This is a genomic window from Vibrio sp. Vb1166 (assembly GCF_033338695.1).
Lineage (GTDB): Bacteria > Pseudomonadota > Gammaproteobacteria > Enterobacterales > Vibrionaceae > Vibrio > Vibrio alginolyticus.
This window is the reverse complement of the sequence record NZ_JAWOTE010000012.1, coordinates 1-24,090: the sequence shown is the minus strand read 5'-3', so window position 1 is coordinate 24,090 and position 24,090 is coordinate 1. Positions and strand designations below refer to the sequence as shown.

The following is a 24,090-nucleotide window of genomic DNA, read 5'->3' as shown; positions in this document are numbered from 1 at the left end:
AATGATTTTTAGCACCATAATAGTGCAAGCAAAGATCATTTTGGTGCAAGCAAGTGCACCAAACTAGCATTCAAAAACACAATTGCTTGAAATTAATGGAATATTTTTTTTGGCACGGTTTTGGCTTTAGTTAAAACAGCATCGATTAATGAAAAGTCAAATTGATTAATCAATGCCAGGTTTCATGAATAATTCATAAATCGAGCTTTTACCGCTTATTAACACTGGAGGTTATCCAAGATGTCAGTAGAAAACGTTCTATCGCTGATCCAAGAAAACGAAGTTAAGTTTGTTGACCTACGCTTCACTGATACAAAAGGTAAAGAGCAGCACATTTCGATCCCTGCTCACCAAATCGACGCAGACTTCTTCGAAGAAGGTAAAATGTTCGATGGTTCATCAGTTGCTGGCTGGAAAGGTATCAACGAATCAGACATGGTAATGATGCCTGACGCATCTTCTGCTGTGCTTGACCCATTCACGGAAGACGCAACACTAAATATCCGTTGTGACATCTTAGAGCCTGCAACAATGCAAGGCTACGACCGTGACCCACGCTCTATCGCAAAACGCGCTGAAGACTTCATGCGTTCTACAGGTGTTGCAGATACTGTACTTATCGGTCCTGAACCAGAATTCTTCCTATTTGATGACGTGAAGTTCTCGACAGACATGTCAGGCTCTTTCTTCAAAATCGACGACGTAGAAGCGGCATGGAACACAGGTTCTGACTACGAAGAAGGTAACAAAGGTCACCGTCCAGGCGTTAAAGGTGGTTACTTCCCAGTAGCTCCAGTAGATTCATCTCAAGACATCCGTTCTGCTATGTGTCTAGTAATGGAAGAAATGGGTCTTGTTGTTGAAGCGCACCACCACGAAGTGGCAACGGCGGGTCAAAACGAAATCGCAACTCGTTTCAACACGCTAACAACCAAAGCTGACGAAATCCAAATCTACAAGTACGTTGTACACAACGTTGCTCACGCGTTTGGTAAAACAGCGACGTTTATGCCTAAACCACTTGTTGGCGACAACGGCAGCGGTATGCACGTTCACCAGTCTCTAGCAAAAGATGGCGTAAACCTATTTGCTGGTGACAAGTACGGCGGTCTATCTGAAATGGCGCTTTACTACATCGGTGGTATCATCAAACACGCTCGTGCAATCAACGCATTCGCTAACCCATCAACAAACTCGTACAAACGTCTTGTACCAGGCTTCGAAGCACCAGTAATGCTAGCTTACTCAGCGCGTAACCGCTCTGCTTCAATCCGTATCCCAGTGGTACCAAGCCCGAAAGCACGTCGTATCGAAGTTCGTTTCGGTGACCCAGCGGCGAACCCATACCTATGTTTCGCAGCAATGCTTATGGCTGGTCTTGACGGTATCAAGAATAAGATCCACCCAGGCGAAGCGATGGATAAAGACCTTTACGATCTTCCAGCTGAAGAAGCAGCAGAAATCCCAACTGTTGCATACTCACTAAAAGACGCACTAGCAGAGCTAGATGCTGATCGTGAGTTCTTAACAGCGGGCGGCGTATTCTCTGACGACTTCATCGATTCATACATCGACCTTAAGTCTCAGGACGTAGAGCGTGTAAACATGACAACTCACCCTGTTGAGTTCGAACTTTACTACTCTGTGTAAGGTCGACACTGTGTAAAATGTAAACACAGCAATAAAATATTAGGCTCGCCTCGCAGGCGGGCCTTTTTTGTATTCGCCACTCAAGCTTCGACGTTTAACATGAGGGGATAATAAAAATACGCTTAGAATTTTTCCTTACAGGTCAAAGAGCTAAGCCATTGAAACGTGAAATCATCGAACAAGAGAAGGTGAGCAATGAAAGTTCAGCTTATTCCATCACTGTGTGCACTCAGCGGATTGTTAATCGCCTCTACCGCCTTCGCGCAGGTCGCGTATACGTGGGTAGATGAAAATGGCGTGGTTCACTTTAGTGATACGCCAAACAAAGGAGCAAAAGCGATCGCACTGCCAAACCTTGAAGCCAGCGCACCAGCTCCTGAGGTAGAAAGTACTGAATCGCTCGCACCTCAGACTACGCCATCTACTGCATCACAAAACAAGCCAGAGAAAACAACCGAGAAGCCTCTTCCATTAGAACTCTCGATGCTGACTCCCAAGCACAACGAGACCATCCGCAGCAATCGAGGCATCATCAATATTCAATTAGAAACCAATCGCAAGCTTGGTATCGGTGAGCAATTGCAATTGTTACTCGATGGAAAACCCTATGGTGCACCACAAAACCATATAGTGTGGCAGTTAAACAATATTGACCGAGGCACTCACACACTTGCTGTGCACGCGAAAAGAAGCGGCAAGCTTATTGCATCTACTAGCCCTATAACGGTGCATTTACATAGAGCAAGTGTTAAGCCGACCGTAAAAGGGGCAAAATAGAATATCTGGTGAAAAAAATCACATCACAGCGGTGCTTTTCACTTTTTCTTCTAAGATTTATTCGCCATACTTAACGTTCAATTGCACCATTATTGTGCATCGCACAATCTTAAAGCAAAACAAGGACGTAATGTGGATACCAGTCTTCCTAGTGCCATTCTCAACAATATGGTGACAGCAACGCTGATTCTTGATGATGGATTGGCCATCCGTTATGCCAATCCGGCTGCCGAATTGCTGTTTTCTCAAAGCGCTAAACGAATTATTGAACAATCACTTTCTCAATTGATTCAGCATGCGTCGCTGGATCTCGCGCTGCTCACTCAACCGTTGCAAAGTGGCCAAAGCATCACCGACAGTGACGTCACTTTCGTTGTTGATGGCCGCCCTTTAATGCTAGAGGTGACGGTTAGCCCTATCACTTGGCAAAAGCAGTTGATGCTTCTGGTCGAGATGCGCAAAATTGATCAGCAGCGCCGACTCTCTCAAGAACTGAACCAACACGCCCAACAACAAGCGGCGAAGCTGTTAGTCCGAGGGCTTGCACATGAGATCAAAAATCCGCTTGGCGGCTTACGCGGTGCGGCGCAATTGTTAGAAAAAATGCTGCCAGAGCCCTCTCTCACCGAATATACACACATCATCATTGAGCAAGCAGACCGTTTAAGGGCGCTCGTGGATCGATTACTAGGACCTCAGAAGCCAGGTAAGAAGACACAAGAGAATCTGCACCAAATTCTTGAAAAGGTTCGCCAACTGGTTGAATTAGAGTCACAACGCTCAATCATCATTGAACGAGATTATGACCCAAGCTTGCCAGAGATTTTGATGGATACAGACCAAATCGAGCAGGCAATGCTTAATATCGTCAGTAACGCCGCACAAATTCTTAGCCATCAAGAGCACGGGAAAATAACCATTCGCACCAGAACGGTGCATCAAGCCAATATTCACGGCAAACGCTGTAAACTCGCTGCTCGTGTCGAAATCACAGACAACGGCCCAGGTATTCCACCGGAACTACAAGACACGCTGTTCTATCCCATGGTCAGTGGCCGCGAGGGAGGAACTGGATTAGGGCTATCTATTTCGCAAAATTTGATCGACCAGCACAATGGAAAAATAGACGTAGAAAGCTGGCCTGGTCACACAACATTTACTATTTATCTGCCGATCTGAGTGCGCTAATGGACTTCAAGTCGCGTCAGTTTTTCGGTTTGCTGCAAGGATTACTACATGAGTAAAGGATATGTTTGGGTCGTTGATGACGACAGTTCAATTCGCTGGGTAATGGAGAAAACGCTCTCCTCTGCCAACATCAAATGTGAAACCTATGCCGATGGGGAAAGCGTGTTAATGGCGCTCGAACGCGAAGTGCCGGATGTTCTAGTATCAGACATTCGCATGCCAGGTATTGATGGGTTGGAGCTACTAAAGCAAGTACAGCGCGATTACCCAGACCTTCCCGTGATTATCATGACCGCGCATTCAGATTTAGATGCGGCAGTGAATGCGTACCAAAAAGGTGCTTTTGAATATTTACCAAAACCTTTTGATATTGATGAAACTTTAACTCTGGTTGAACGAGCCATTGCACACAGCCACGAAAACAAACGCGAGCAGCTCTCTCCAGAAGACATTCCAGCAGAAACGCCTGAAATTATCGGTGAAGCACCAGCGATGCAAGAGGTGTTTCGCGCCATTGGTCGTCTTTCTCGCTCCTCTATTTCAGTCTTGATTAACGGTGAATCGGGCACGGGTAAAGAACTCGTTGCTCATGCACTGCACCGTCACAGTCCACGTGCTAACAAACCTTTCATTGCGCTCAATATGGCGGCGATTCCCAAAGACTTGATTGAATCAGAACTGTTTGGCCACGAAAAAGGCGCGTTTACGGGGGCAAACAATGTTCGTCAAGGACGATTCGAACAAGCCAATGGCGGCACTCTATTTTTAGACGAAATCGGCGACATGCCATTGGACATTCAAACTCGTTTGCTACGCGTTCTAGCTGACGGGCAGTTTTATCGAGTGGGCGGTCACTCTCCGATCAGTGTCGATGTACGAATTGTCGCGGCAACACACCAGAACTTAGAAAAGCTGGTGCAAGAAGGTGACTTCCGTGAGGACCTCTTTCATCGCTTAAACGTGATTCGCGTGCAGATCCCGGCACTGCGTGAGCGTAAGCAAGACATTGAAAAGCTTACACAGCATTTTCTTATCCGTGCGGCTGATGAGCTTGGTGTGGAAACAAAAACTCTCCACCCATCGACCGTGGAGATTCTTAACCGCCTTGATTGGCCTGGCAACGTTCGTCAATTAGAGAATATTTGCCGTTGGTTAACCGTTATGGCCAGTGGTAGCGAAGTGTTACCAAATGACTTGCCAAGCGAACTACTCGAAGAGAAAAAATCCATTTCAGACTCTGCACATGGTAGTTGGCAAGAACAATTGGCGGATTGGGCACGGCATTCACTCGCAGCAGGAGATAAAGAACTACTTTCTTACGCTTTACCAGAATTTGAACGCATTTTATTAGAAGCAGCCTTAGAGCACACTAAAGGTCATAAGCAAGATGCCGCTAAAGTATTAGGCTGGGGGCGAAATACACTCACCAGAAAATTAAAAGAATTGTACTGACAATCACTTACGTGGTGCGTTAACAACGAGCGTCGTTTGTCACTCGATATTAATAAAAACATCAGTACAATTGTGGCGCACCACTATCTATGTGATTAGGCGATGTCTACTGCTACGACTCAAATTACACTGCGTACTGCTGTTCTGATTCCATTTGTCATGATCTTCTTACTGGCGATCGGTGTCATTGTCTACGTCCAAAAACAAAGTTACGAAGAAGTGGTCACGGATATCAGTGACAAGCAACTTTCCGTGTTAACCGAAAGTGTCCACGACCACCTCAATAGCTATCTACGTAAGCCTTTTACTGCGGTTATGGCTCTCGCGCACAACGTCAGCTATCACAACCTTTATCGCCCTCACGATACCTCAGACATTCAAAACTACCTGCTAAGTGCATTCAAAAATCTTTACCAATCGATACCGCAGTTGGATGTAATCGCATTTGGTTCAGAAAACGGCGACTTTGCAGGCTTTCGCCGCGAACTTTCCGACGATTACACCTTAATGGTGCAAGATCGCCACACCGATGGTGATCTGGTTATTTATGGAACCAACCATGTGAGTAACAACATTCGAACGGTTATCTCCCAATACGATCCTCGCACTCGCCCATGGTATAAGCCCGTTGCGGAGAGCCAAAACGCCACTTGGTCTGAAATTTATACCAACGCTGATGAACGCCAGGATATTACGCTATCAGCCATGACGCCGGTGTACAAACACGACCAATTTGCTGGTGTTTTGGTGACAGACATTCGTATCAATACATTCAACGAATTCCTGCGCGAGTTAAAATACAACACTAAAGCGTCGGTCTACATCATGGACCCAGATCATCGTTTAATCGCTCACTCAGGCCCGGGAAGCGTCATCTCATGGGGCACAAAATTTTCGGATAAAGGGCAGCGTTTGCTTGCCGCTGAAAACGCAGACCCGATCATCAAAATCAGTGCGAGCCGCGTCCGGTCTTTCGATCTCAACAACACCAAGCAACCTTATACTTTTTCATTTGAACATGATGGCCAACGTATTTTCAGTCGGCTAACCCCGTATCGAGACCAAGACGGCTTAACATGGTTTATCGGCACCTCCATTTCGGAGTCTGAGCTTCTCGGCCTGTTACCGAAAAGCCAGCAAGAGAGTTGGCTCGTTGGCATTATTGTAAGCCTATTTGGGATCGCCATCAGTTGGATCATTTTCAACCGAGTTACCAGACCAATTAACGCGACGGCCGCCGCCGCTCAGCACCTGGCAAATGGGGATTGGGATAGCGGCATGCCAAAGCCTGGTTATGTGTATGAGACAACCGTACTGGTTCATGCTTTTAATGAAATGGCGAACAATCTAAGAGCTTCATTCAAAGCATTGCGTGAACAGTTGGTTTATGACTCTCTAACACGCTTATATAGCCGTCAGGGTTTGGTCGAAATCTGTGAAAATCAGTCTGATCTTTGTCACGGCAGTTTATTTTTACTTGGCATCAACAAATTTAGAGATATCAACGACAGTGTGGGTCATCACAACGGCGACCAGTTGTTGGTCAGCATCGCTGAAAGGCTAAAACAGCAGTTTCGTGACAACGCATTATTGGCTCGGATTGGTGGTGATGAGTTCGCGGTGTTTCTCTCAAATGTCGACACTGAAACCAAAATTAAACAAACCGAACGTCGATTACAGCAACTCTTTTCCACCCCATTTATGGTGGAAGGCGAGAATGTAGTGATGAAGATTTCACTTGGTATTGTACAAACCCAGCCAAACGAAACCATGCCTTTATGGTTACGCAACGCCAGCATCGCATTAAGTTACGCTAAACAAGACTCACTGACTGGTGTTTGTCACTACAGCCCAGAACTAGCGAGCGCTTCAAAGTTTCGTACGCAAATGCTGACCAAGATCCAAACTGGCATTGAAAACCGAGAGTTTATTCCTCATTACCAACCGATTGTGGATCTCGTCAGTGGCACAGTGTGTGGCGCCGAAGCACTTGCGCGTTGGCATAGCGACTCAGGTATGGTGTCACCATTAGATTTTATCCCAATCGCGGAAGAAAGCGGCATGATCAAAGCCATCGGCCAACAGATTCTGTTACAAGCTTGTCGCGACACTTACCAAGCGATGGAAAGCAAACAGTGGCCGTCGGACTTCCAACTGCATGTGAATATCTCCGTTAATCAACTATCTTGCCCAAGTTTTGTTGATACGGTGACAAGCGTATTGGATATCACGAAATTACCAGCAAGTAACCTCACACTAGAGATCACAGAATCACGTATCATTGATAGCGCACCGACCACACTAGAAAATATGACTAAACTGCGTGAAATGGGTATTGGTATCGCGATAGATGACTTTGGCACCGGCTACTCATCACTGGGTTACCTCCACTCTCTGCCGTTTACCTGCTTGAAGATTGATCGCACCTTCATCAATCAACTCACACAAGAAAACTTAAACCGTTCAGTCGTCGCTGCCGTCATCAATATCACAGCAGGTCTCAAAACTAATGTCGTCGCGGAAGGTGTCGAGGATAGCAATCAAGCACAATTACTGCGCTCTTTAGGCTGTAATCAGGTGCAAGGCTTCTACTACAGCCGCCCTATGCCACTAGAAGAATGGCCAACACATTTGGTGAACATGAAGTAGAAAAGAGCGAGAATCGTTGATTTCCTAGTCATCCTCTACTGACAATCTACCCAACTGTTATTTATACTTAACTGCAAATCTTACCCATGTATTGTCACAGATGATGTTTGGGCCCTGTTCCAGTTCATAACTATCCGGATCGACAAAATGATAACGAAGAACCTTCCTCTTACTGATTTGCACCGTCACCTCGACGGTAACATTCGTACTAAAACGATTCTTGAGCTAGGCCAAAAGTTTGGCATTGCCCTACCAGCGTACGATATTGAGTCTCTCACTCCTCACGTTCAAATTGTCGAAGCGGAACCCTCTCTTGTTGCTTTCCTTTCTAAGCTCGACTGGGGTGTTGCTGTACTGGGCGATTTAGATGCGTGTCGTCGTGTCGCGTACGAAAACGTAGAAGACGCGCTAAACGCACAAATCGATTACGCAGAGCTGCGTTTCTCTCCTTACTACATGGCGATGAAACACAAACTACCAGTAGCGGGGGTTGTTGAAGCCGTCGTGGACGGTGTGCAAGCGGGTATGCGCGATTTTGGCGTGAAAGCCAACCTGATCGGTATCATGAGTCGTACATTTGGTACTGACGCATGTCAACAAGAACTGGACGGCATTCTGAGCCAGAAAGATCACATCGTTGCTGTCGACCTTGCGGGTGACGAGCTAGGCCAACCGGGTGATCGCTTTGTGTCTCACTTCAAGCAAGTACGCGATGCTGGCCTTGGGGTAACGGTCCATGCTGGTGAAGCAGCAGGTGCAGAGAGCATGTGGCAAGCAATCAATGAGCTGGGCGCAACTCGTATCGGTCACGGCGTAAAAGCGATTCACGATCCAAAACTGATGGATTACCTAGCAGAAAACCGCATTGGTATTGAATCTTGCCTGACGTCAAACTACCAAACAAGTACGGTAGAAACGCTAGAAAACCACCCTCTCAAGCAGTTCCTAGAGCATGGCGTTCTTGCGTGTTTGAACACTGACGATCCAGCGGTTGAAGGCATCGAACTGCCATACGAATACGAAGTAGCGGCACCAGCCGCTGGCCTGAGCCAAGACCAGATTCGCCAAGCGCAAATCAATGGCCTTGAGATTGCGTTCCTTTCAGAAGCAGAAAAATCGGAACTGAGAGAAAAAGTAAAAGATCGCGCTTAAATCCAGCGAAAACATAAAAAAATGCCAGCATCTGCTGGCATTTTTTATATCTTGAATCTGTATCTCTGATTAAATAACACGAGAGAATTGTTGCTGACGTGCCTTTGCTCGCAGGTACTTATCGAAGCTCATACAAATATTACGGATCAGCAAACGACCTCGCAGCGTCACACGAATTTCATTGTCATCCACTTCCACCAGCTCATCGTTGATGAAGGTCTGAAGTAGCTGTAAGTCTTCTTTAAAGTACTGATCAAACTTCACTTTAAACTCAGACTCAATGGCTTTCTTGTCTAACTTGAAGTTACAAATCAGCTGCTTAATCACTTCACGACGGAGCAAATCATCGGAGTCCAGAGAGACCCCTTTCCATAGAGCGTGACGAAGTTCGTTGACTTGAGCGTAGTATTTCTTCAGCTCTTTCTGGTTTTGCGCGTACGCATCGCCGATCATCGAGATTGCAGAAACACCAAAGCCAACCAAGTCACATTCACCTTGTGTGGTGTAGCCTTGGAAATTGCGATGCAAAATACCTTCGCGCTGGGCAGCAGCAAGTTCATCGTCCGGCAAAGCAAAGTGGTCCATACCGATAAATTGGTAGCCAGCATCAGTCAGTGTCGCGATGGTATCTTGCAGAATCGCCATCTTCTCTTCTGCCTTTGGCAGGTCTTCGTCTTTAATCTTACGCTGCGCTGCAAATAGCTGTGGCATGTGCGCGTAGTTAAACACGGATAGACGGCCCGGCTGCATCTCTAGCACTTGTTCTAGAGTCTTGGCAAAAGATTCTTTGGTCTGCTTCGGTAAACCGTAAATTAAATCTAGGTTCGTCGAACGAAAGCCTAACTCTTTTGCGCGCGCAACCATCGCAACGATGAACTCTTCATCTTGCTCACGATTCACCAGCTTTTGCACTTCTTTGTTGAAGTCCTGAACACCGATGCTCAAGCGATTGAAGCCTTCACTACGCAGATGATCCAGCATGGTCAGCTCGATTTCACGCGGGTCAACCTCGATACTGATTTCAGCATCGCTACTAAAAGTAAACTCTTGGCGTAGCAGGCTCATCACACGCGTGATTTGCTTTTCAGAGAGAAACGTCGGTGTACCACCACCAAAATGCAATTGCGTCACGGTGCGACCAACAAGTAATGCAGCACGTTGACGAATTTCGTGTTCAAGCACGTCGAGGTATTCATCCGCTTTGTGCGAGTGGCGTGTAATGACTTTATTACATCCACAGTAGTAACAAAGCTTGTGACAGAACGGAATGTGTACGTACAGCGATAATGGGCGTTCTGGGTATTGAGTGCATGCCATATCATAATCAGAAATGGTGAACGCTTCATGAAACTCCAGCGCCGTTGGGTACGACGTATAACGAGGCCCGGAATAGTTGTACTTATCCAATACCGCTTGATCCCAGACGATTTGCTGTTTCGATTCAGTGTGTTGATTCGACATGGTGGTACTTTCCGTTAAATGCTAGGGCAACGAAAGCCGTCACCCGATATTCAGAGCCGCTATTTTGCCATACGACGATGACAAGCGTGGCAACGCCGACTGGCTTTTTAAGTATAAAACTAAAGAAGTGCTAGCGTGATCACGATACCCCCATTAGCCATAAGGAGACTATTGGGGGTCGCGCTTAAATCATCTGAATATTGATTTGATTATTCAGTGGCTGGACGTTTTTCTGCAACACTTTGAGCTCCTCAATAATCGCATCAGTGAGGCGGCTTTCCGCTTTATGACGCGTCAAGTTCTGTTGCATACGCTCTTTCTTGGCAAGTTGTTGGCGTTCTTCGCCACGCGCCATATCTTTCACGATGTGGTAAAGCTCAGAAATCGCAGGGTACGTTTTATCGAAATCAACGCGGTCTTCACCTTGTACATAATCCATGATGTTATACACACGGATACTGATTTCAGATAAATCGCACTGCCCTTGAATGCCCGCCTGACACAAGGTATGCACATTCTCAAAAATGTTGGCGTTACGTTTGTCTATCGCCAATTTTTGATGCTTCAGCTGCAATTCCTTTTGCTTTTTCAATTGAAGCAGAAGGTAACCTGCATAAGAAGCGAGTGCGATGATAATCACAACACCAGCAATAGCTAATAAGGTTACATTCATAGCTTAATTATCCTTTATAGTCGTCGAAATTAATGTCGTCGAAATCTGCCAGCAAGTCATCATCGTTGCGCGTGCTTTTCTCAGCAGGTGCAGTGAAGTCTTCCTCTTCTTCAGGTTCCAACAAACCTAGTTGGTCCATTAGCTTCTCAATGCGATCGAGTTTCTCATCGACGAATTTCTGTAGACCTGTGCCCAGGTTTTCACCCGCTTCAATACGGTCTAGCAACACGTTCAATTGCGCGTCATTTTCTAGCATCTCTAGTTCTTGCTCTGCCGACAAACGACGCTCTTGCTTCGTCATTTTCTTCGCAGGTTCAACAATCAGAGGTATTTTCTTTTTGCTGCCTAAGCGCGGGTCGCGATTTTGTGCAGCAGCTTGCTTTTTCTGCTCGTTAACTTCTGAGTTACGGTTACCCGTTTTCAGACCTTTACGCTTTTTAGCACGCTTGCGTAAGCGGCCTTCCACATCAGATTCTGTACGGTTACGAGTTACAACAAACTCAGGTGCACCAGCGGCACCCGGTTTTCTAGATTTTTTACTACGGCTCATTACTGGGGTTTCCTCAGTAAAATTACATCATTACCAATAAATTCGAGTTCGAGCTTATCCCGCTCTGCTAGGAACTGGAACGTGTCACGACTAAAGAACACTACGTGAGTGAGATCGTTCTTATAATGCCATGATTTGAAAGCCTCCACGTCGATGACCATTTTCGTCATCAGGCCTATCCAGCCCCCTGGCTTAACTAAATTCAACCATTGCTTCCACACCAAATCTGGGTGGTAGAGGTGCTCTATCACCTCTGTTGCTGTCATGAAGTCGTACGTTTTTTCTAAAACCGACGTATCAGGGTGGTAGTAGAGATCGTACAACGCCATGTTGTGCCCCGCCTCTTCCAGCATCAAGGAGAGCGTTGGGCCAGGACCACAACCAAAGTCGATACCATTTGATTGTGGAGAAATTCGCTCTGTGATCGGGTCAGTAATACGCGACAAAAAGCGTCGGTAACCCAAATCATCGGGGTTGTTCTCATGCAAATCATAGTGAGCTTTTTCGCTTTCCGCATCCAAACGTTGGTCTGGATTTACGAATACCAAGCTGCACTGCTCACATTGAAGATATTCACGACGCTTATCTTCAAAATAATGGTGAGTGCGCTGATTTTGGCATAAAGGACAGGTATGCATGCTGACTTCCTCAAACAGGGATGCGAAACATACCAGAAAGTGAACTCGGATTGGAGTGTTGTTGAGTATTTTTTCAGCAATTTTTGTTAAAAAACTTTGTTTACAACCTATAAAGCTAAATAAGTGCAGTAATATCAATTCAAGTTACGACTGAGCAAGTCAACGGATATAAAAAAAGCGACAGTCAGACTGTCGCTTTCTAAGTGCCATCAATTGGCGAAACTGTGTTGCACACATTTGGTGCACCAATGATCCCTTTGTTTTTAGAGCTTTCCCTGCCAAAAAGAGTTGTTTTTCATCTTCCTGATGAATTTTGGCTATCCGTTTACTTCCTGTCTACTGAGCAACTTCCTGTGCCTGATCCGTTTCACTGTCTTAACCGTCAGACGAGATGACCATCCTTATCTGATAGGCTCCCTACCTATCTAAATCCCTTTCTAAATCACCAAGCATCCGAGCTACATCCTTGGAGACCTAAACCGTGGTCTTAAATCCTTACATTCACTCCCTGTGAACGACTTCTACTTTACGCCATCCCGTTATGCTCACAAGTAATGGGTTGAAAAAATAATCCGCCTATTTTTCTAAAAAATCAAAATTATCATTTAATCAAAAACTTAAAAACACTAACAAGAAAAAGCCAACATCAAGTATGGCAAATGTCTCACAAACTGCCGAGCCAACTATCGCTTTCGCATCCAAACTCGACTGTGATATCTGTCACGAACAAAAATGCCCTAGTGGATTCACTAGGGCATTTTTGTACAAGTTGCTCGAACGATGTAGGGACATCTACCCAACCAGCTCAAGATGCAGGTTCTTGAGCGATTTAGGTATATTAGTGCAGACCGCCAACGTATTTAGACAGCACTTCGATATCTTCGTCTGTCATTTTCTTCGCGATGTCGCGCATCATGGCATTCATATCATTACCACGGTCGCCATCACGGAATTTTTCTAGCTGAGCTTTGATGTAGTCAGCATGCTGACCAGAAATTTTCGGGAAACCTGAAAGCTCAGTACCATTGCCACGAGGACCATGACATGCAATACATGCGGTTAGGCCACGCTCGGCATCACCAGCGGTATAAAGCGTTTTGCCTTTTGCTACTACATCTTCAGGTGTTGAGTTTTCTGAAACTGGTAGCGAAGCGTAGTAAGCAGATAGGTCTGCGATATCTTCATCGCTCAGTGGCATTGCCATACCACTCATTACAGGATCGTAACGACCTTGTTTACCACCACTTGTCATGCCTAGCTTAAGTTCTTTTAACTGCTTCTCAAGATACTTAGCGTGTTGGCCTGCGAGTTTCGGGTACGTTGTTATTGCACTGTTGCCATCTGCTCCGTGACAGGCGACACAGGTTTGTGATTTTGCTTTACCAGCCTCAATATTACCTTGGGCCCATACTGAGCAACTGGCTAAAAGACTCAAAATTAGCGCTAATTTCTTCATGACATTCCATTATAATTATCAAGCTTCCAGTACCACGGAATGTGAACATACCGCGTACACTCATGGTACAATAGGCGACCTTATGCCGAGCACGGTTATTTTACACATTTTCACAAAAAAGTAATCAATCGACTACACAAAGTCGAGATGGAGTTAACAGTGAGCGTAAAAATTCATTACCAAAATACGCATTTCATCACCAGCGCACCCGATATTCGTCACCTGCCGGAAGACGAAGGTGTCGAAATTGCGTTTGCAGGACGCTCAAACGCTGGTAAATCGAGTGCACTTAACCGTCTAACTAATCAAAAAAGCTTAGCCAAGACATCAAAGACACCAGGTCGTACGCAATTAATCAACCTTTTCAAAGTAGAAGAAGGTTGTCACATTGTCGATCTACCTGGATACGGTTTTGCTCAAGTACCGGTAGAAATGAAAAACAAATGGCAGAAATCTTTGGGTGAATACCTACAGAAACGCGAGTGCCTAAAAGGCTTAGTGGTTCTAATGGACATTCGTCATCCAATGAAAGATCTCGACCAACAAATGATTTTCTGGGCCATCGATAGCCACATTCCTGTGCAGGTTTTGCTAACCAAAGCAGATAAACTAAAAAGTGGTGCACGCAAGCAAACTCTACTGAAAGTTCGTAAGCAAGTAGAAACTTTCGGTGGTGACGTTTCTGTTGATGTGTTCTCCTCACTTAAAGGATTAGGTGTCGATCAGCTACGTGCAAAACTGGATACCTGGTTTGCACCAGCACTAGCACACCTGATAGAAGAAGACGAACAAGAGATACCAGCGAGCGATGAAGAATAATTAACAATATTTGTTAAATTTCTTCGACACGGCCCTGCCATTTGGTGGGGCTTTTGTTTATCTGAACTAAATAACAGGCAATAAAAATCCCCGCCTTCCTGGCAGGGATAACGGGAGAGAAAAATTGGTAATTATTGTTATGTGACGAAGCATTGCTGAACTGAGATTCGATTTCAATAGGTTAAAAAGCGCTCTTGTTTCCTGTGTATCACCAAACATTCACTCCAAAAACACCCAATAGCGTTACAATTCAGACAGTTAAGCCAAGCAAATCTTCAAAAAGATGTAACTTAGTTTCTTTCAAGAAAAAATAATAGTGTGACTGGCGTAAATTTACAGGATGAATAACGCAATAAATTTGAAGGAAAAATCGAGATTTTGCAGTAACTTAGAAAGGTCAAAAAAGAAGGTTTTTGAAGGCTAACTTTAAGCTGCTGATCCAAAAGAATAATTTTCTTTCGCCCAATAAAAAACGCCCCAGTCAAAAACTGACTGGGGCGGCTGAATCAGCCTAATCCAATAACGTGAAACAAAAGGTCTGAAAGATAGAACATCTTACCTCTGTACCCTACGAGTATTAATGTACAACAATTGGTCAGAATTGCAAAGAATTTTTGTAGTTTTTTTTCATGAAATTTTTATTAAGCAACATCAAAGTTAACTTTGCGCTAGCTTTTTTAATCTCAAAAAAAAGCCAGCGTTTGTGCGCTGGCTCATAATTAATTGGTTATTTTGGTCTAAAAGTGACTAATGAGCTTGATCCCAGTTATCACCGTGACCTGCTTCTGCAACCAACGGTACTTTTAGCTCTGCTGCAGATTCCATCAATTTCTGTACTTTACTTTCAATTTCGGACAATGATGACTCTTCAACTTCAAAGACCAATTCATCGTGTACTTGCATTAATAACTTCACACGACCATTGCCTTCTTCCTGAATCCACTGATCAACCAACAGCATCGCTTTCTTAATGATGTCCGCTGCCGTACCTTGCATTGGTGCGTTGATTGCCGCACGTTCAGCAGCTTTACGACGCATCCCGTTGCGCGATTTGATTTCTGGCAAATGCAAACGTCGACCAAAAATCGTTTCAACATACCCTTTATCTGCTGCTGTGCTGCGTGTGTCTTCCATGTACTGCATCACGCCTGGGTAACGTTCAAAGTATGTATCCATGTACGCTTGAGCCTCACCACGAGGAATGCCTAATTGCTTCGCCAAACCAAACGCACTCATGCCGTAAATAAGACCGAAATTAACCGCTTTCGCACGACGACGTTGCTCACTTGAAACGTCCTCAATAGAAACACCCATGATTTCTGCTGCGGTTGCCGCGTGGATATCTTTGCCATCACGGAATGCATTCAATAAAGCTTGGTCGCCAGAAAGGTGCGCCATGATGCGCAGTTCGATTTGCGAGTAGTCGACCGCTAAGATTTTATACCCTGATGGCGCGACAAACGCTTGACGAATACGACGGCCAGCTTCGTTACGAATTGGAATGTTCTGTAAGTTCGGATCAGTAGAAGATAGACGACCCGTTGCAGTCACTGCTTGGTGGTAAGAAGTATGCACGCGTCCCGTTGATGGGTTGATCATCTTCGGCAGTTTGTCGGTGTAAGTTGATTTTAACTTCGCCAGACCACGGTATTCCAAAATCAGCTTTGGTAGTGGGTAGTCTAGCGCGAGTTCTTGCAGAACTTCTTCATTCGTCGATGGTGTGCCTGATGGCGTTTTCTTCACAACCGGTAAACCCATTTTTTCAAATAGGATGGCTTGTAATTGCTTTGGCGAGTTCATATTAAACTCTTGCTCAGCAATTTCGTACGCTTTCTTTTCAAGCTCATCAAGGCGAGCGGTAATCTCGACTGACTGCGCACTCAGCTTCATTTCATCGATAAAGACCCCAGTGCGTTCAATGCGCGAAAGAACTGGCACCAACGGCATTTCAATCTCTTCGTAAACTGTCTTCAGGCTTTCATCCTGCTCGATATTAGCAAACAAGCGATTGTGCAGACGAAGGGTCACATCCGCATCTTCTGCCGCGTATGGCGATGCTTGTTCCAGTTCGATTTGGTTAAACGTAAGCTGATTTTTGCCTTTACCTGCAATTTGCTCAAAAGAAATGCAGCTGTGCTGTAGGAAGCGAAGCGCCAAGCTGTCCATATCGTGTTTACCGCCGACACTGTTGTAGATATACGATTCCAACATCGTGTCGTGCTTGATACCTTTTAGCTCAATGTCGTAACGAGCGAGTACAGACGCATCATACTTTAAGTTTTGACCGACTTTTGCTTTCGCTGCATCTTCAAGAATTGGCTTCAGCTGTTCTAGTACCCAATCACGATCAAGCTGTTCAGGCGCATCTAAATAGTCATGTGCAACTGGCACATAAGCCGCAATACCTTCATCGACAGCGAATGACAAACCAACTAGATTCGCTAGCATGTAATCTAGGTTATCGGTCTCCGTATCAAATGCAAACAGCTCAGCCGTTTGAAGTTTATCTAGCCAAGCATTGAAGGTTTCTTTATCCAGAATTGTTTCATATTGGCTGCGATCGATTGTTACCGCAGAAGTTTCCATCTCGGCTTGAGAAGAAGAAGCTTGTGAAGATCCTGCAAGCTCTACGGCCTCCACAGATCCAGAACCGCCTTCAAGTAGTTCATTCAACCAAGATTTAAACGTCAGTTGGCCATACAGCTTCACTAATTCGTCTTTATTTGGTTCCGCTTTCAGCAATGATTCTGGCGTTTCCTCAAGCTCAACATCCAATTTGATGGTCGCGAGCTCATACGAAAGCATGGCATTTTCTTTGTTGTCGATGAGCTTTTTCGCCATGGTTTTAGAACCACGGAAACCAAGCCCTGCAATATCATCGAGGTTTTCATACAACTTCGTCAGACCACCAATACCTTGCAGTAGTGCGGTCGCCGTTTTATCACCGACACCCGGTACACCAGGAATGTTATCTACTTTATCGCCCATCAGTGCTAAGTAGTCGATGATCAACTCAGGTGGAATGCCAAACTTTTCAACCACACCTTCACGATCCATTACGACGTTCGTCATGGTGTTGATCAAGGTAATGTTATCATCCACTAGCTGCGCCATGTCTTTATCACCAGTACTGATCAATACAGGCATGCCCTTTTGTGATGCTTGGTATGCTAACGTACCGATGACGTCATCCGCCTCGACGCCAGGAACACAGATCAGCGGCAAACCCATTGCACGAATAACATTGTGTAATGGTTCAATTTGACAACGCAGGTCATCCGGCATTGGCGGACGATTCGCTTTGTATTCTGCATACATATCATCACGAAAGGTTTTTCCCTTTGCATCGAAAACCACCGCGATGCGCTCAGACGCAAACTGACGCATCATGCTGCGTAACATGTTCACGACGCCGTAAACGGCATTAGTTGGAATTTCACCATTGCTCATGGTGCCCGGGTAGGCGTGAAAAGCGCGATATAGGTAAGAAGAGCCGTCGATAAGGATCAACGGATTTTCAGGAATACTTGCCATAATTGTCTGTATCCAATTCAGTACTTGAGAGATCTGCCTAGCATGCCATGACTGCTGATCTGAATCTATCTTGTTCGCTCGATCTAGGTCGCGTAAATTTTTCCGACTTTATTCACGAAAACACCACCCCCTGTGGATAACTCTGTTTATAGAAATTATCCACTGGTTATCCAATAACAAAAAACACAAGAAAACACCAACTCAAACTATTGATTTATAATAATAAATTTACATAACGGCGAGAAGATCAACGATCCTAAAATGATCATCGCATGTGGAAAAGATATTAATAGTGACGTCAAATAGAAATCGTAGAAAAGAAAAAAGCGACCCGAATGGGGTCGCCTAGCAGAAGTGGTAAAGCAAATTCTGTAAATAGAGCAGCTTAACCAAGAAGCTATAAATTACACTGGAAGCAATGTGAGCAATGTCGTGTCAAAAAGAATTCGTGCAAGTTCTCGGAAAAATGTTTCATCACTTCTCAACTTTCAGTTAATTAACTTCTGTTAATAAGTCACTCAACGTCCTTGTGAACTTTCCTCATTCCCTAAGACATGTTTAATAATAATGATTCTCATTTCGTAGTCAACAGTTAAATGAGAAAAAATCTCATTTATTTTCACATTGCTTTAATGAAATGCACTCTAGATTCTCGAAGATTTACTTTTTCTTCAAACTTTTCAATGATATAGCCATTTCTCAATAACAAGCGAAGCATAGCCGGAAACTGGTTTCGAGATTTCACTTTTAATGTGTTGTAGCCTTGTTCTGCCACCCAATCCTCTTGAGCTTCCAAAAGCAGTTGTGCCACGCCTTCATTTCGAGCTTCAGGGACAACACCACCTAACCAGCTATAGAAAACACCATCCTCTAATTCGTAACCTATTTTGAAGCCGACAATCGTGCCATTTTTTTCTGCAACGAGGATTAAACTGTTTTTCTCTTCTAAACGTTGAGTCATGGAGTCTACCGTTTCTCCTTTCGAAAACTCGGTAACACGCGCCACAACTTGAAGTGCTTCTTCCAATGTGCCTTCACGAATCAGCATTGTCATTGTTCTCTTCTCCAAAATAAAAATACCCAAGCACCTTGGATTGTTACTGTTGTAATCCGCCTGAGGTTACTTGGGTATATACAGACGAACAACTCTTGTTGGTCTGGTATTTCTCACTGAGCGATAATTACTCTTCTGTCGCTTCCGGAGTACGATTTAGGTGTTGAGCAGTTTGTGCATTCTCTTCTGCCAACCACTCAGCAACGTCTTTCGCAAAGTACGTTAAGATGCCATCTGCACCTGCACGTTTGAAGCACAATAGTGATTCCATCACAATTTCACGCTCTTTGAGCCAGCCATTCATGATCGCCGCTTTATGCATCGCGTACTCGCCAGAGACTTGATAAGCAAATGTCGGTACTTGAAGTTCAGTTTTTACTCGGCGAACTACATCTAAGTATGGCATACCAGGTTTAACCATCACCATGTCCGCACCTTCATTGATGTCTAGCGCCACTTCGTGAATCGCTTCATCAATGTTTGCTGGGTCCATTTGGTAGTTTTTCTTGTTGCCGCCTTTTAGATTTGAAGAAGAGCCAACCGCATCACGGAATGGTCCGTAGTAGTTCGATGCGTACTTAGCCGAGTAAGCCATGATTTGAGTATGAATGTAGCCCGCGTTTTCTAATGCTTCGCGGATCTTACCAATTCGGCCATCCATCATGTCTGAAGGCGCGACTACGTCAGCACCCGCTTCTGCATGAGACAAAGCCTGCTTAACCAATACTTCTGTGGTTTCATCATTCATTACGTAGCCATCTTCATCGATGATGCCGTCTTGGCCATGTGTCGTGAATGGGTCGAGTGCCACGTCTGTGATTACACCAATTTGAGGAATGTGTTCTTTAAGCGCTCGTACTGCTCGCTGAACCAAACCTTCTGGGTTGTAGGCTTCAGTAGCACATAAGCTTTTAGCGTCTTGGTTTACGACAGGGAAAAGCGCGATTGCTGGAACGCCTAGATTTGCAAGGTATTGTGCTTCTTCTAGCATTAAATCAATCGACAAACGCTCTACACCCGGCATGGACTCCACGCTCTCACGACGATCTTTACCCATAAGAATGAACATTGGGTAAATCAGATCATTAACAGAAAGTTGGTTCTCAGCCATCAAACGACGACTAAAATCGTGCTTACGTAAACGACGCATACGGCGTGCAGGGAATGGACCTTGAATTGATACAGACACCATTTTCTCCTTGTCTGGACGGTTATGATGATCAAATCATCTGGTGAACAAAATCATATCACTCTTGATGCATGTTGCGAGTGACAATCTGGAAAAAGGTAATGAAAAAAACTGAAAATGACCCAGCACTCACACTCAAGTATACTTCGAATACGAAACCAACCATGAAGCACAGAGAGTAACGATGATCGATACCCACGCGCACATCTATGCCAGCGAATTTGATAACGACCGCGATGAAGTAGTACAACGCGCCTTAACGCAAGGCATTAATAAAATCCTGTTGCCAAACATCGATCTGGACTCAATTGAGCCCATGCTAAAAACCGAAGCGACATATCCTGACGTATGCCACTCAATGATGGGGCTGCACCCTTGTTATGTGGACAGCAATGTTGAACAAACGTTGGAGATCATCCGCGGTTGGTTTGAGAAACACAAGTTTATTGCGGTAGGCGAAATTGGTATCGACCTATATTGGGATAAAACCTATCGTGCTGAGCAAGAAATGGCGTTCGTAGCTCAACTTAACTGGGCAAAAGAGATGGATTTACCGGTCGTTATCCACACTCGTGATTCGATTGAAGAAACACTCACTTTGCTGCGACAAGAGCAAGATGGTCGTCTGCGTGGTGTATTCCACTGTTTTGGAGGCAGCTTAGAAGAAGCACAAGCAATCAATGAGCTAGGCTTCCACTTAGGCTTAGGTGGCGTATCAACCTTTAAGAATGGCGGGATGGATAAAGTCATTCCACATTTGGATATGCAGTGGGTCATTTTAGAAACCGACTGTCCATATTTAGCGCCGGTGCCACACCGTGGTAAACGTAATGAACCAGCCTACACTTCTCTCGTTGCACAACGTGTTGCCGACTTGCGTGATGTCGACATCGCAACCATCGATGCCATAACGACTGAGAATGCCAAAAAGCTGTTTAATATTTAGTTCACGAGAATTGAAAAAAGCGACGAAATCAACGTCGCTTTTTTATCACCTAAACTATTGAATGGACGATTCAACCCGTTGAAATAGTAGAACAATCCATACAAAATTATTGATAAACATAATAATTAACTAGCAACTCTACTTACTTCTCATATCGTCACTTTACTTCGTCCGCTTTGCAAAACTGTCGACAACTCGACACATTATTTTTCTATACTGATTTACGCCCATTAATTAGCACAAATGTAAAACAGCATGAATATGGAAGTTGAAGTGTGTACACATGGTGCTTACTTACAACGCGTACCGCGCAGTTTTTTTCAAAAGCTGCTGGGCATCAAGGAAGTATACGTATGCACAAAATGTGGTTACGTCATGAAAGTTAAGTAATTAGCCCAAGAAAAAACCAACCGCAAAAAAAAGCGGCTCAATTGAGCCGCTTTTCGCATCTAGATTAGCCTTATTCTTCGGTTTCCGCTTCTACTTCTTCGCTTCGACGAGTATAAAAACGCGCGAAGAACAAACCGACTTCAAACAGTAAACACATCGGAATAGCGAGTAAGGTTTGCGAGATCATGTCTGGTGGCGTTAACACCATACCTACGACAAACGCAGCCACTATAATATAAGGACGTTTCTGTCTTAAATCTTCTGGTGTAGTGGCCCCAGTCCAACACAACAAAATAATCGCAACAGGCACCTCGAATGCGATACCAAACGCCATAAATAGCGCCAGCACAAAGTCGAGATAACTCGAGATATCAGTTGCAAACTCTACTCCACCAAGAGAGATGGCGGTAAAGAAGCCAAACACCAATGGAAATACCACGAAGTAGGCAAATGCCACTCCACAGTAGAACAATAGCGAACTAGAGAACAGCAGTGGCATGATCAATCGACGTTCATGCTTGTACAAACCTGGCGCTACAAATGCCCACACTTGATACAAGATAAACGGCACCGCAATAAATACCGAAGCAATTAACGTCAGCTTAAGTGGCGTAAAAAAAGGTGACGCTACATCCGTAGCAATCATGGTCGCGCCTTCAGGTAGACGTTCTACTAAAGGTGCGGAAACAAACTCGTAAATGTGGTTAGAGAAATAAATTAGTCCAACAAACACGACCAACACTGCGAGGATTGAACGCAGTAGTCGGTTGCGAAGCTCCAACAAATGACTAATTAAAGGTTGTGTCTGCTCGACGGTAGACATGGCAAACCTCTTATTAAAAACCAGATCAAAAAGGAGCTACCAATCACTAGTAGCTCCTCCTAATGAGACTATTCGGCTTTCTTATCTGCCGCTGTAACCTTGCTCTCTTGCGCTTTCTCTACCTTTTCTGCTGCTGGCTCTGTTTTTACAGGCTCAGCCTCTGAATCGATGTTCTTTGCGTAAGGACGATTTACAGATTGCGCTGCCTTCTTCAACTCTTCAACTGAAGATTTCAACTCAGGGGACAAATCATCCATCCCCATTTGTTCTGCTTTGCGCAAGTTTTCTTGCAGCTCTTGGACTTTCAGCTCGTGTGACAATTCGTCTTTGACGCTATTTGCCATACTCTTAGCGGCACCGATAAAGCGAGACACGCTGCGAATAGCATGAGGCAAACGCTCCGGCCCAAGAACGACCAGACCAACAACAGATATTAATACCAGTTCCCAAAAACCGATATCAAACACGTTTTACGCCTGCTCTTTGTCTTTTTTCGTTTCAGGAGCAGCTTCTTTTTTCTGCTGCTCTTCTAGACTTTTTGGTTCGAAGTCTGCGTCTTTGTCATTTTTCGCAGGTTCATCTTCGCTCATCGCTTTTTTGAAGCCCTTAACGGCACCACCCAGATCGCCACCGATACCGCGTAGTTTCTTTGTTCCGAATAGCAATACAACAATTACAGCAATGATTAGAAGTTGCCAAACACTGATACCACCCATTCTCTTTACCTCGGGTCTTTAAACAAACAAAAATATTTCAAGAGTTTAACGTCTATTGACGATAAGCTCGCCAACTAAGCAGCCAAAATGTGACACCTGCGATACCGCAGGCCAACGAAAGCTGCTCAAAAGCATCGTTCACCAATATTGCCGAGCATACGACTAAAGTCGCGCCAACGCCAAACAAAAACTTTCCTGTCGCCTGCTGGCGCTTGCTCTGGCGATACCCTTGATAAAGCTGATCCATACGTTGATTCATCGCTTTACCTTGTTTCAGGCTATCGTAAAGTAGCTCTGGCAGTTCAGGTAATTTCTCTGCCCAAAATGGTGCGCGGTCTTTAATCGCATTCACTAGAGCTTGCGGCCCAACTTGATTCATCATCCATTCCTCCAGGAACGGTTTTGCGGTCTCCCACAAATCAAGTTGAGGATATAGCTGCCTACCAAGCCCTTCCACGTACAACAGCGTTTTTTGCAACAGTACAAGCTGTGGCTGAACCTCCATATTGAATCGACGTGCCGTGTTGAACAAATTCAACAACACATGACCAAAGGAGATTTCGCACAATGGCTTAGCAAAAATAGGCTCACACACAATGCGAATCGCGAACTCAAACTCATCGACATTGGTATCCGCAGGCACCCACCCTGAATCCACATGTAACTCCGCCACTCGGCGGTAGTCACGATTGAAAAACGCCAGGAAGTTTTCCGCCAGATAACGCTTGTCTTCGCTATTAAGTGTACCAACGATTCCGCAATCTAGCCCTATCCACATTGGGTTCTCTGGATGTTCGGGTTTGACGAACACATTACCCGGATGCATATCGGCATGGAAAAAGCTGTCTCGGAACACCTGAGTGAAGAACACACTCACACCGCGTTCCGCGAGCAATTTCATATTGGTGCCATTTGCTTTCAAGCCTTCAATATCAGAGACTTGAATGCCATATATTCGCTCAGAAACCATGAC

Annotated in this window: 21 protein-coding genes; 8 read left to right on the top strand and 13 right to left on the bottom strand. The window is 44.9% G+C overall.

All coding sequences use genetic code 11. The features are described from left to right. Nucleotides 1–240: 240 nt before the first annotated feature. The 6 genes from glnA to add all read left to right on the top strand — a co-directional run bounded on the left by glnA (nt 241) and on the right by add (nt 8,868). On the top strand, nt 241–1,650 hold the full coding sequence (gene glnA / locus R7E51_RS13530) for a glutamate--ammonia ligase (RefSeq protein ID WP_005379275.1): 1,410 nt from the start codon (nt 241–243) through the stop codon (nt 1,648–1,650). Between the two features lie 195 nt (nt 1,651–1,845). After that, nucleotides 1,846–2,427, top strand: a complete 582-nt coding sequence (locus R7E51_RS13525; protein WP_206957966.1) for a DUF4124 domain-containing protein — start codon at nt 1,846–1,848, stop codon at nt 2,425–2,427. A gap of 132 nt (nt 2,428–2,559) precedes the next feature. Further along, a complete protein-coding gene (gene glnL / locus R7E51_RS13520; RefSeq protein ID WP_017821940.1) occupies nt 2,560–3,606 on the top strand; it encodes a nitrogen regulation protein NR(II) in 1,047 nt (348 codons plus the stop codon). Nucleotides 3,607–3,663: 57 nt separating this feature from the next. Beyond that, nucleotides 3,664–5,067 (top strand): nitrogen regulation protein NR(I), encoded by a 1,404-nt coding sequence (glnG, locus tag R7E51_RS13515; RefSeq protein ID WP_017821941.1) that lies wholly within the window; start codon nt 3,664–3,666, stop codon nt 5,065–5,067. A 102-nt stretch (nt 5,068–5,169) separates the two neighbouring features. Then, entirely contained in the window at nt 5,170–7,716 is a 2,547-nt protein-coding gene (locus R7E51_RS13510; RefSeq protein ID WP_206957968.1) for a bifunctional diguanylate cyclase/phosphodiesterase, read from the top strand. 147 nt (nt 7,717–7,863) lie between these two features. Further along, nucleotides 7,864–8,868, top strand: a complete 1,005-nt coding sequence (gene add / locus R7E51_RS13505; RefSeq protein WP_005382965.1) for an adenosine deaminase — start codon at nt 7,864–7,866, stop codon at nt 8,866–8,868. A 69-nt stretch (nt 8,869–8,937) separates the two neighbouring features. Here the strand turns inward: add and hemN are convergent, their stop codons facing one another. From hemN to R7E51_RS13480, 5 genes are all read right to left on the bottom strand, one after another. Then, nucleotides 8,938–10,329, bottom strand: a complete 1,392-nt coding sequence (gene hemN, locus R7E51_RS13500) for an oxygen-independent coproporphyrinogen III oxidase (RefSeq protein WP_054729102.1) — start codon at nt 10,327–10,329, stop codon at nt 8,938–8,940. Nucleotides 10,330–10,513: 184 nt separating this feature from the next. Beyond that, on the bottom strand, nt 10,514–11,002 hold the full coding sequence (locus R7E51_RS13495) for a DUF2489 domain-containing protein (protein WP_005379254.1): 489 nt from the start codon (nt 11,000–11,002) through the stop codon (nt 10,514–10,516). Between the two features lie 7 nt (nt 11,003–11,009). Next, nucleotides 11,010–11,552, bottom strand: a complete 543-nt coding sequence (gene yihI, locus R7E51_RS13490; protein ID WP_005379252.1) for a Der GTPase-activating protein YihI — start codon at nt 11,550–11,552, stop codon at nt 11,010–11,012. After that, a complete protein-coding gene (locus tag R7E51_RS13485; protein ID WP_017821951.1) occupies nt 11,552–12,190 on the bottom strand; it encodes a class I SAM-dependent methyltransferase in 639 nt (212 codons plus the stop codon). Before R7E51_RS13485 ends, yihI begins: the two co-directional genes overlap by 1 nt. Before the next feature lie 838 nt (nt 12,191–13,028). Then, entirely contained in the window at nt 13,029–13,646 is a 618-nt protein-coding gene (locus R7E51_RS13480; protein ID WP_005379248.1) for a c-type cytochrome, read from the bottom strand. 159 nt (nt 13,647–13,805) lie between these two features. Between R7E51_RS13480 and yihA the strand changes: the two genes are divergently transcribed. After that, nucleotides 13,806–14,465, top strand: coding sequence for a ribosome biogenesis GTP-binding protein YihA/YsxC (gene yihA, locus R7E51_RS13475; RefSeq protein WP_017635019.1), 660 nt, complete (start codon nt 13,806–13,808; stop codon nt 14,463–14,465). A gap of 506 nt (nt 14,466–14,971) precedes the next feature. Here the strand turns inward: yihA and R7E51_RS24115 are convergent. The 4 genes from R7E51_RS24115 to hemB all read right to left on the bottom strand — a co-directional run bounded on the left by R7E51_RS24115 (nt 14,972) and on the right by hemB (nt 20,242). Then, the gene (locus R7E51_RS24115) at nt 14,972–15,019 is read right to left on the bottom strand and encodes a hypothetical protein (RefSeq protein WP_438356636.1); all 48 of its coding nucleotides are present in this window, start codon (nt 15,017–15,019) and stop codon (nt 14,972–14,974) included. A 193-nt stretch (nt 15,020–15,212) separates the two neighbouring features. Next, on the bottom strand, nt 15,213–17,999 hold the full coding sequence (gene polA / locus R7E51_RS13470; protein WP_132936672.1) for a DNA polymerase I: 2,787 nt from the start codon (nt 17,997–17,999) through the stop codon (nt 15,213–15,215). A 619-nt stretch (nt 18,000–18,618) separates the two neighbouring features. Continuing rightward, a complete protein-coding gene (locus tag R7E51_RS13465) occupies nt 18,619–19,053 on the bottom strand; it encodes a GNAT family N-acetyltransferase (protein WP_005379245.1) in 435 nt (144 codons plus the stop codon). A 127-nt stretch (nt 19,054–19,180) separates the two neighbouring features. Beyond that, nucleotides 19,181–20,242 (bottom strand): porphobilinogen synthase, encoded by a 1,062-nt coding sequence (gene hemB, locus R7E51_RS13460; RefSeq protein ID WP_031777176.1) that lies wholly within the window; start codon nt 20,240–20,242, stop codon nt 19,181–19,183. Nucleotides 20,243–20,426: 184 nt separating this feature from the next. Between hemB and R7E51_RS13455 the strand changes: the two genes are divergently transcribed. Beyond that, complete coding sequence (locus R7E51_RS13455) at nt 20,427–21,188, top strand: TatD family hydrolase (protein WP_130544871.1); 762 nt, start codon at nt 20,427–20,429, stop codon at nt 21,186–21,188. A 460-nt stretch (nt 21,189–21,648) separates the two neighbouring features. Here the strand turns inward: R7E51_RS13455 and tatC are convergent, their stop codons facing one another. The 4 genes from tatC to R7E51_RS13435 form a co-directional block, all read right to left on the bottom strand. Then, the gene (gene tatC / locus R7E51_RS13450) at nt 21,649–22,401 is read right to left on the bottom strand and encodes a twin-arginine translocase subunit TatC (RefSeq protein ID WP_005379234.1); all 753 of its coding nucleotides are present in this window, start codon (nt 22,399–22,401) and stop codon (nt 21,649–21,651) included. Between the two features lie 68 nt (nt 22,402–22,469). Next, nucleotides 22,470–22,868, bottom strand: coding sequence for a Sec-independent protein translocase protein TatB (tatB, locus tag R7E51_RS13445; protein ID WP_158157092.1), 399 nt, complete (start codon nt 22,866–22,868; stop codon nt 22,470–22,472). Nucleotides 22,869–22,871: 3 nt separating this feature from the next. Next, a complete protein-coding gene (gene tatA / locus R7E51_RS13440) occupies nt 22,872–23,117 on the bottom strand; it encodes a Sec-independent protein translocase subunit TatA (protein ID WP_005382958.1) in 246 nt (81 codons plus the stop codon). Nucleotides 23,118–23,169: 52 nt separating this feature from the next. Then, nucleotides 23,170–24,090: AarF/UbiB family protein (locus R7E51_RS13435; protein WP_318073658.1), on the bottom strand; the 921-nt coding region annotated here is incomplete at its 5' end.

What these genes read in the sequence shown, in the direction of transcription:
- glnA (WP_005379275.1), top strand. Translation starts at nt 241, where the DNA reads ATGTCAGTAGAAAACGTTCTATCGCTGATCCAAGAAAACGAAGTTAAG.
- R7E51_RS13525 (WP_206957966.1), top strand. Translation starts at nt 1,846, where the DNA reads ATGAAAGTTCAGCTTATTCCATCACTGTGTGCACTCAGCGGATTGTTA.
- glnG (WP_017821941.1), top strand. Translation starts at nt 3,664, where the DNA reads ATGAGTAAAGGATATGTTTGGGTCGTTGATGACGACAGTTCAATTCGC.
- R7E51_RS13510 (WP_206957968.1), top strand. Translation starts at nt 5,170, where the DNA reads ATGTCTACTGCTACGACTCAAATTACACTGCGTACTGCTGTTCTGATT.
- add (WP_005382965.1), top strand. Translation starts at nt 7,864, where the DNA reads ATGATAACGAAGAACCTTCCTCTTACTGATTTGCACCGTCACCTCGAC.
- hemN (WP_054729102.1), bottom strand. Translation starts at nt 10,329, where the DNA reads ATGTCGAATCAACACACTGAATCGAAACAGCAAATCGTCTGGGATCAA.
- R7E51_RS13495 (WP_005379254.1), bottom strand. Translation starts at nt 11,002, where the DNA reads ATGAATGTAACCTTATTAGCTATTGCTGGTGTTGTGATTATCATCGCA.
- yihI (WP_005379252.1), bottom strand. Translation starts at nt 11,552, where the DNA reads ATGAGCCGTAGTAAAAAATCTAGAAAACCGGGTGCCGCTGGTGCACCT.
- R7E51_RS13485 (WP_017821951.1), bottom strand. Translation starts at nt 12,190, where the DNA reads ATGCATACCTGTCCTTTATGCCAAAATCAGCGCACTCACCATTATTTT.
- R7E51_RS13480 (WP_005379248.1), bottom strand. Translation starts at nt 13,646, where the DNA reads ATGAAGAAATTAGCGCTAATTTTGAGTCTTTTAGCCAGTTGCTCAGTA.
- polA (WP_132936672.1), bottom strand. Translation starts at nt 17,999, where the DNA reads ATGGCAAGTATTCCTGAAAATCCGTTGATCCTTATCGACGGCTCTTCT.
- R7E51_RS13465 (WP_005379245.1), bottom strand. Translation starts at nt 19,053, where the DNA reads ATGACAATGCTGATTCGTGAAGGCACATTGGAAGAAGCACTTCAAGTT.
- R7E51_RS13455 (WP_130544871.1), top strand. Translation starts at nt 20,427, where the DNA reads ATGATCGATACCCACGCGCACATCTATGCCAGCGAATTTGATAACGAC.
- tatC (WP_005379234.1), bottom strand. Translation starts at nt 22,401, where the DNA reads ATGTCTACCGTCGAGCAGACACAACCTTTAATTAGTCATTTGTTGGAG.
- tatA (WP_005382958.1), bottom strand. Translation starts at nt 23,117, where the DNA reads ATGGGTGGTATCAGTGTTTGGCAACTTCTAATCATTGCTGTAATTGTT.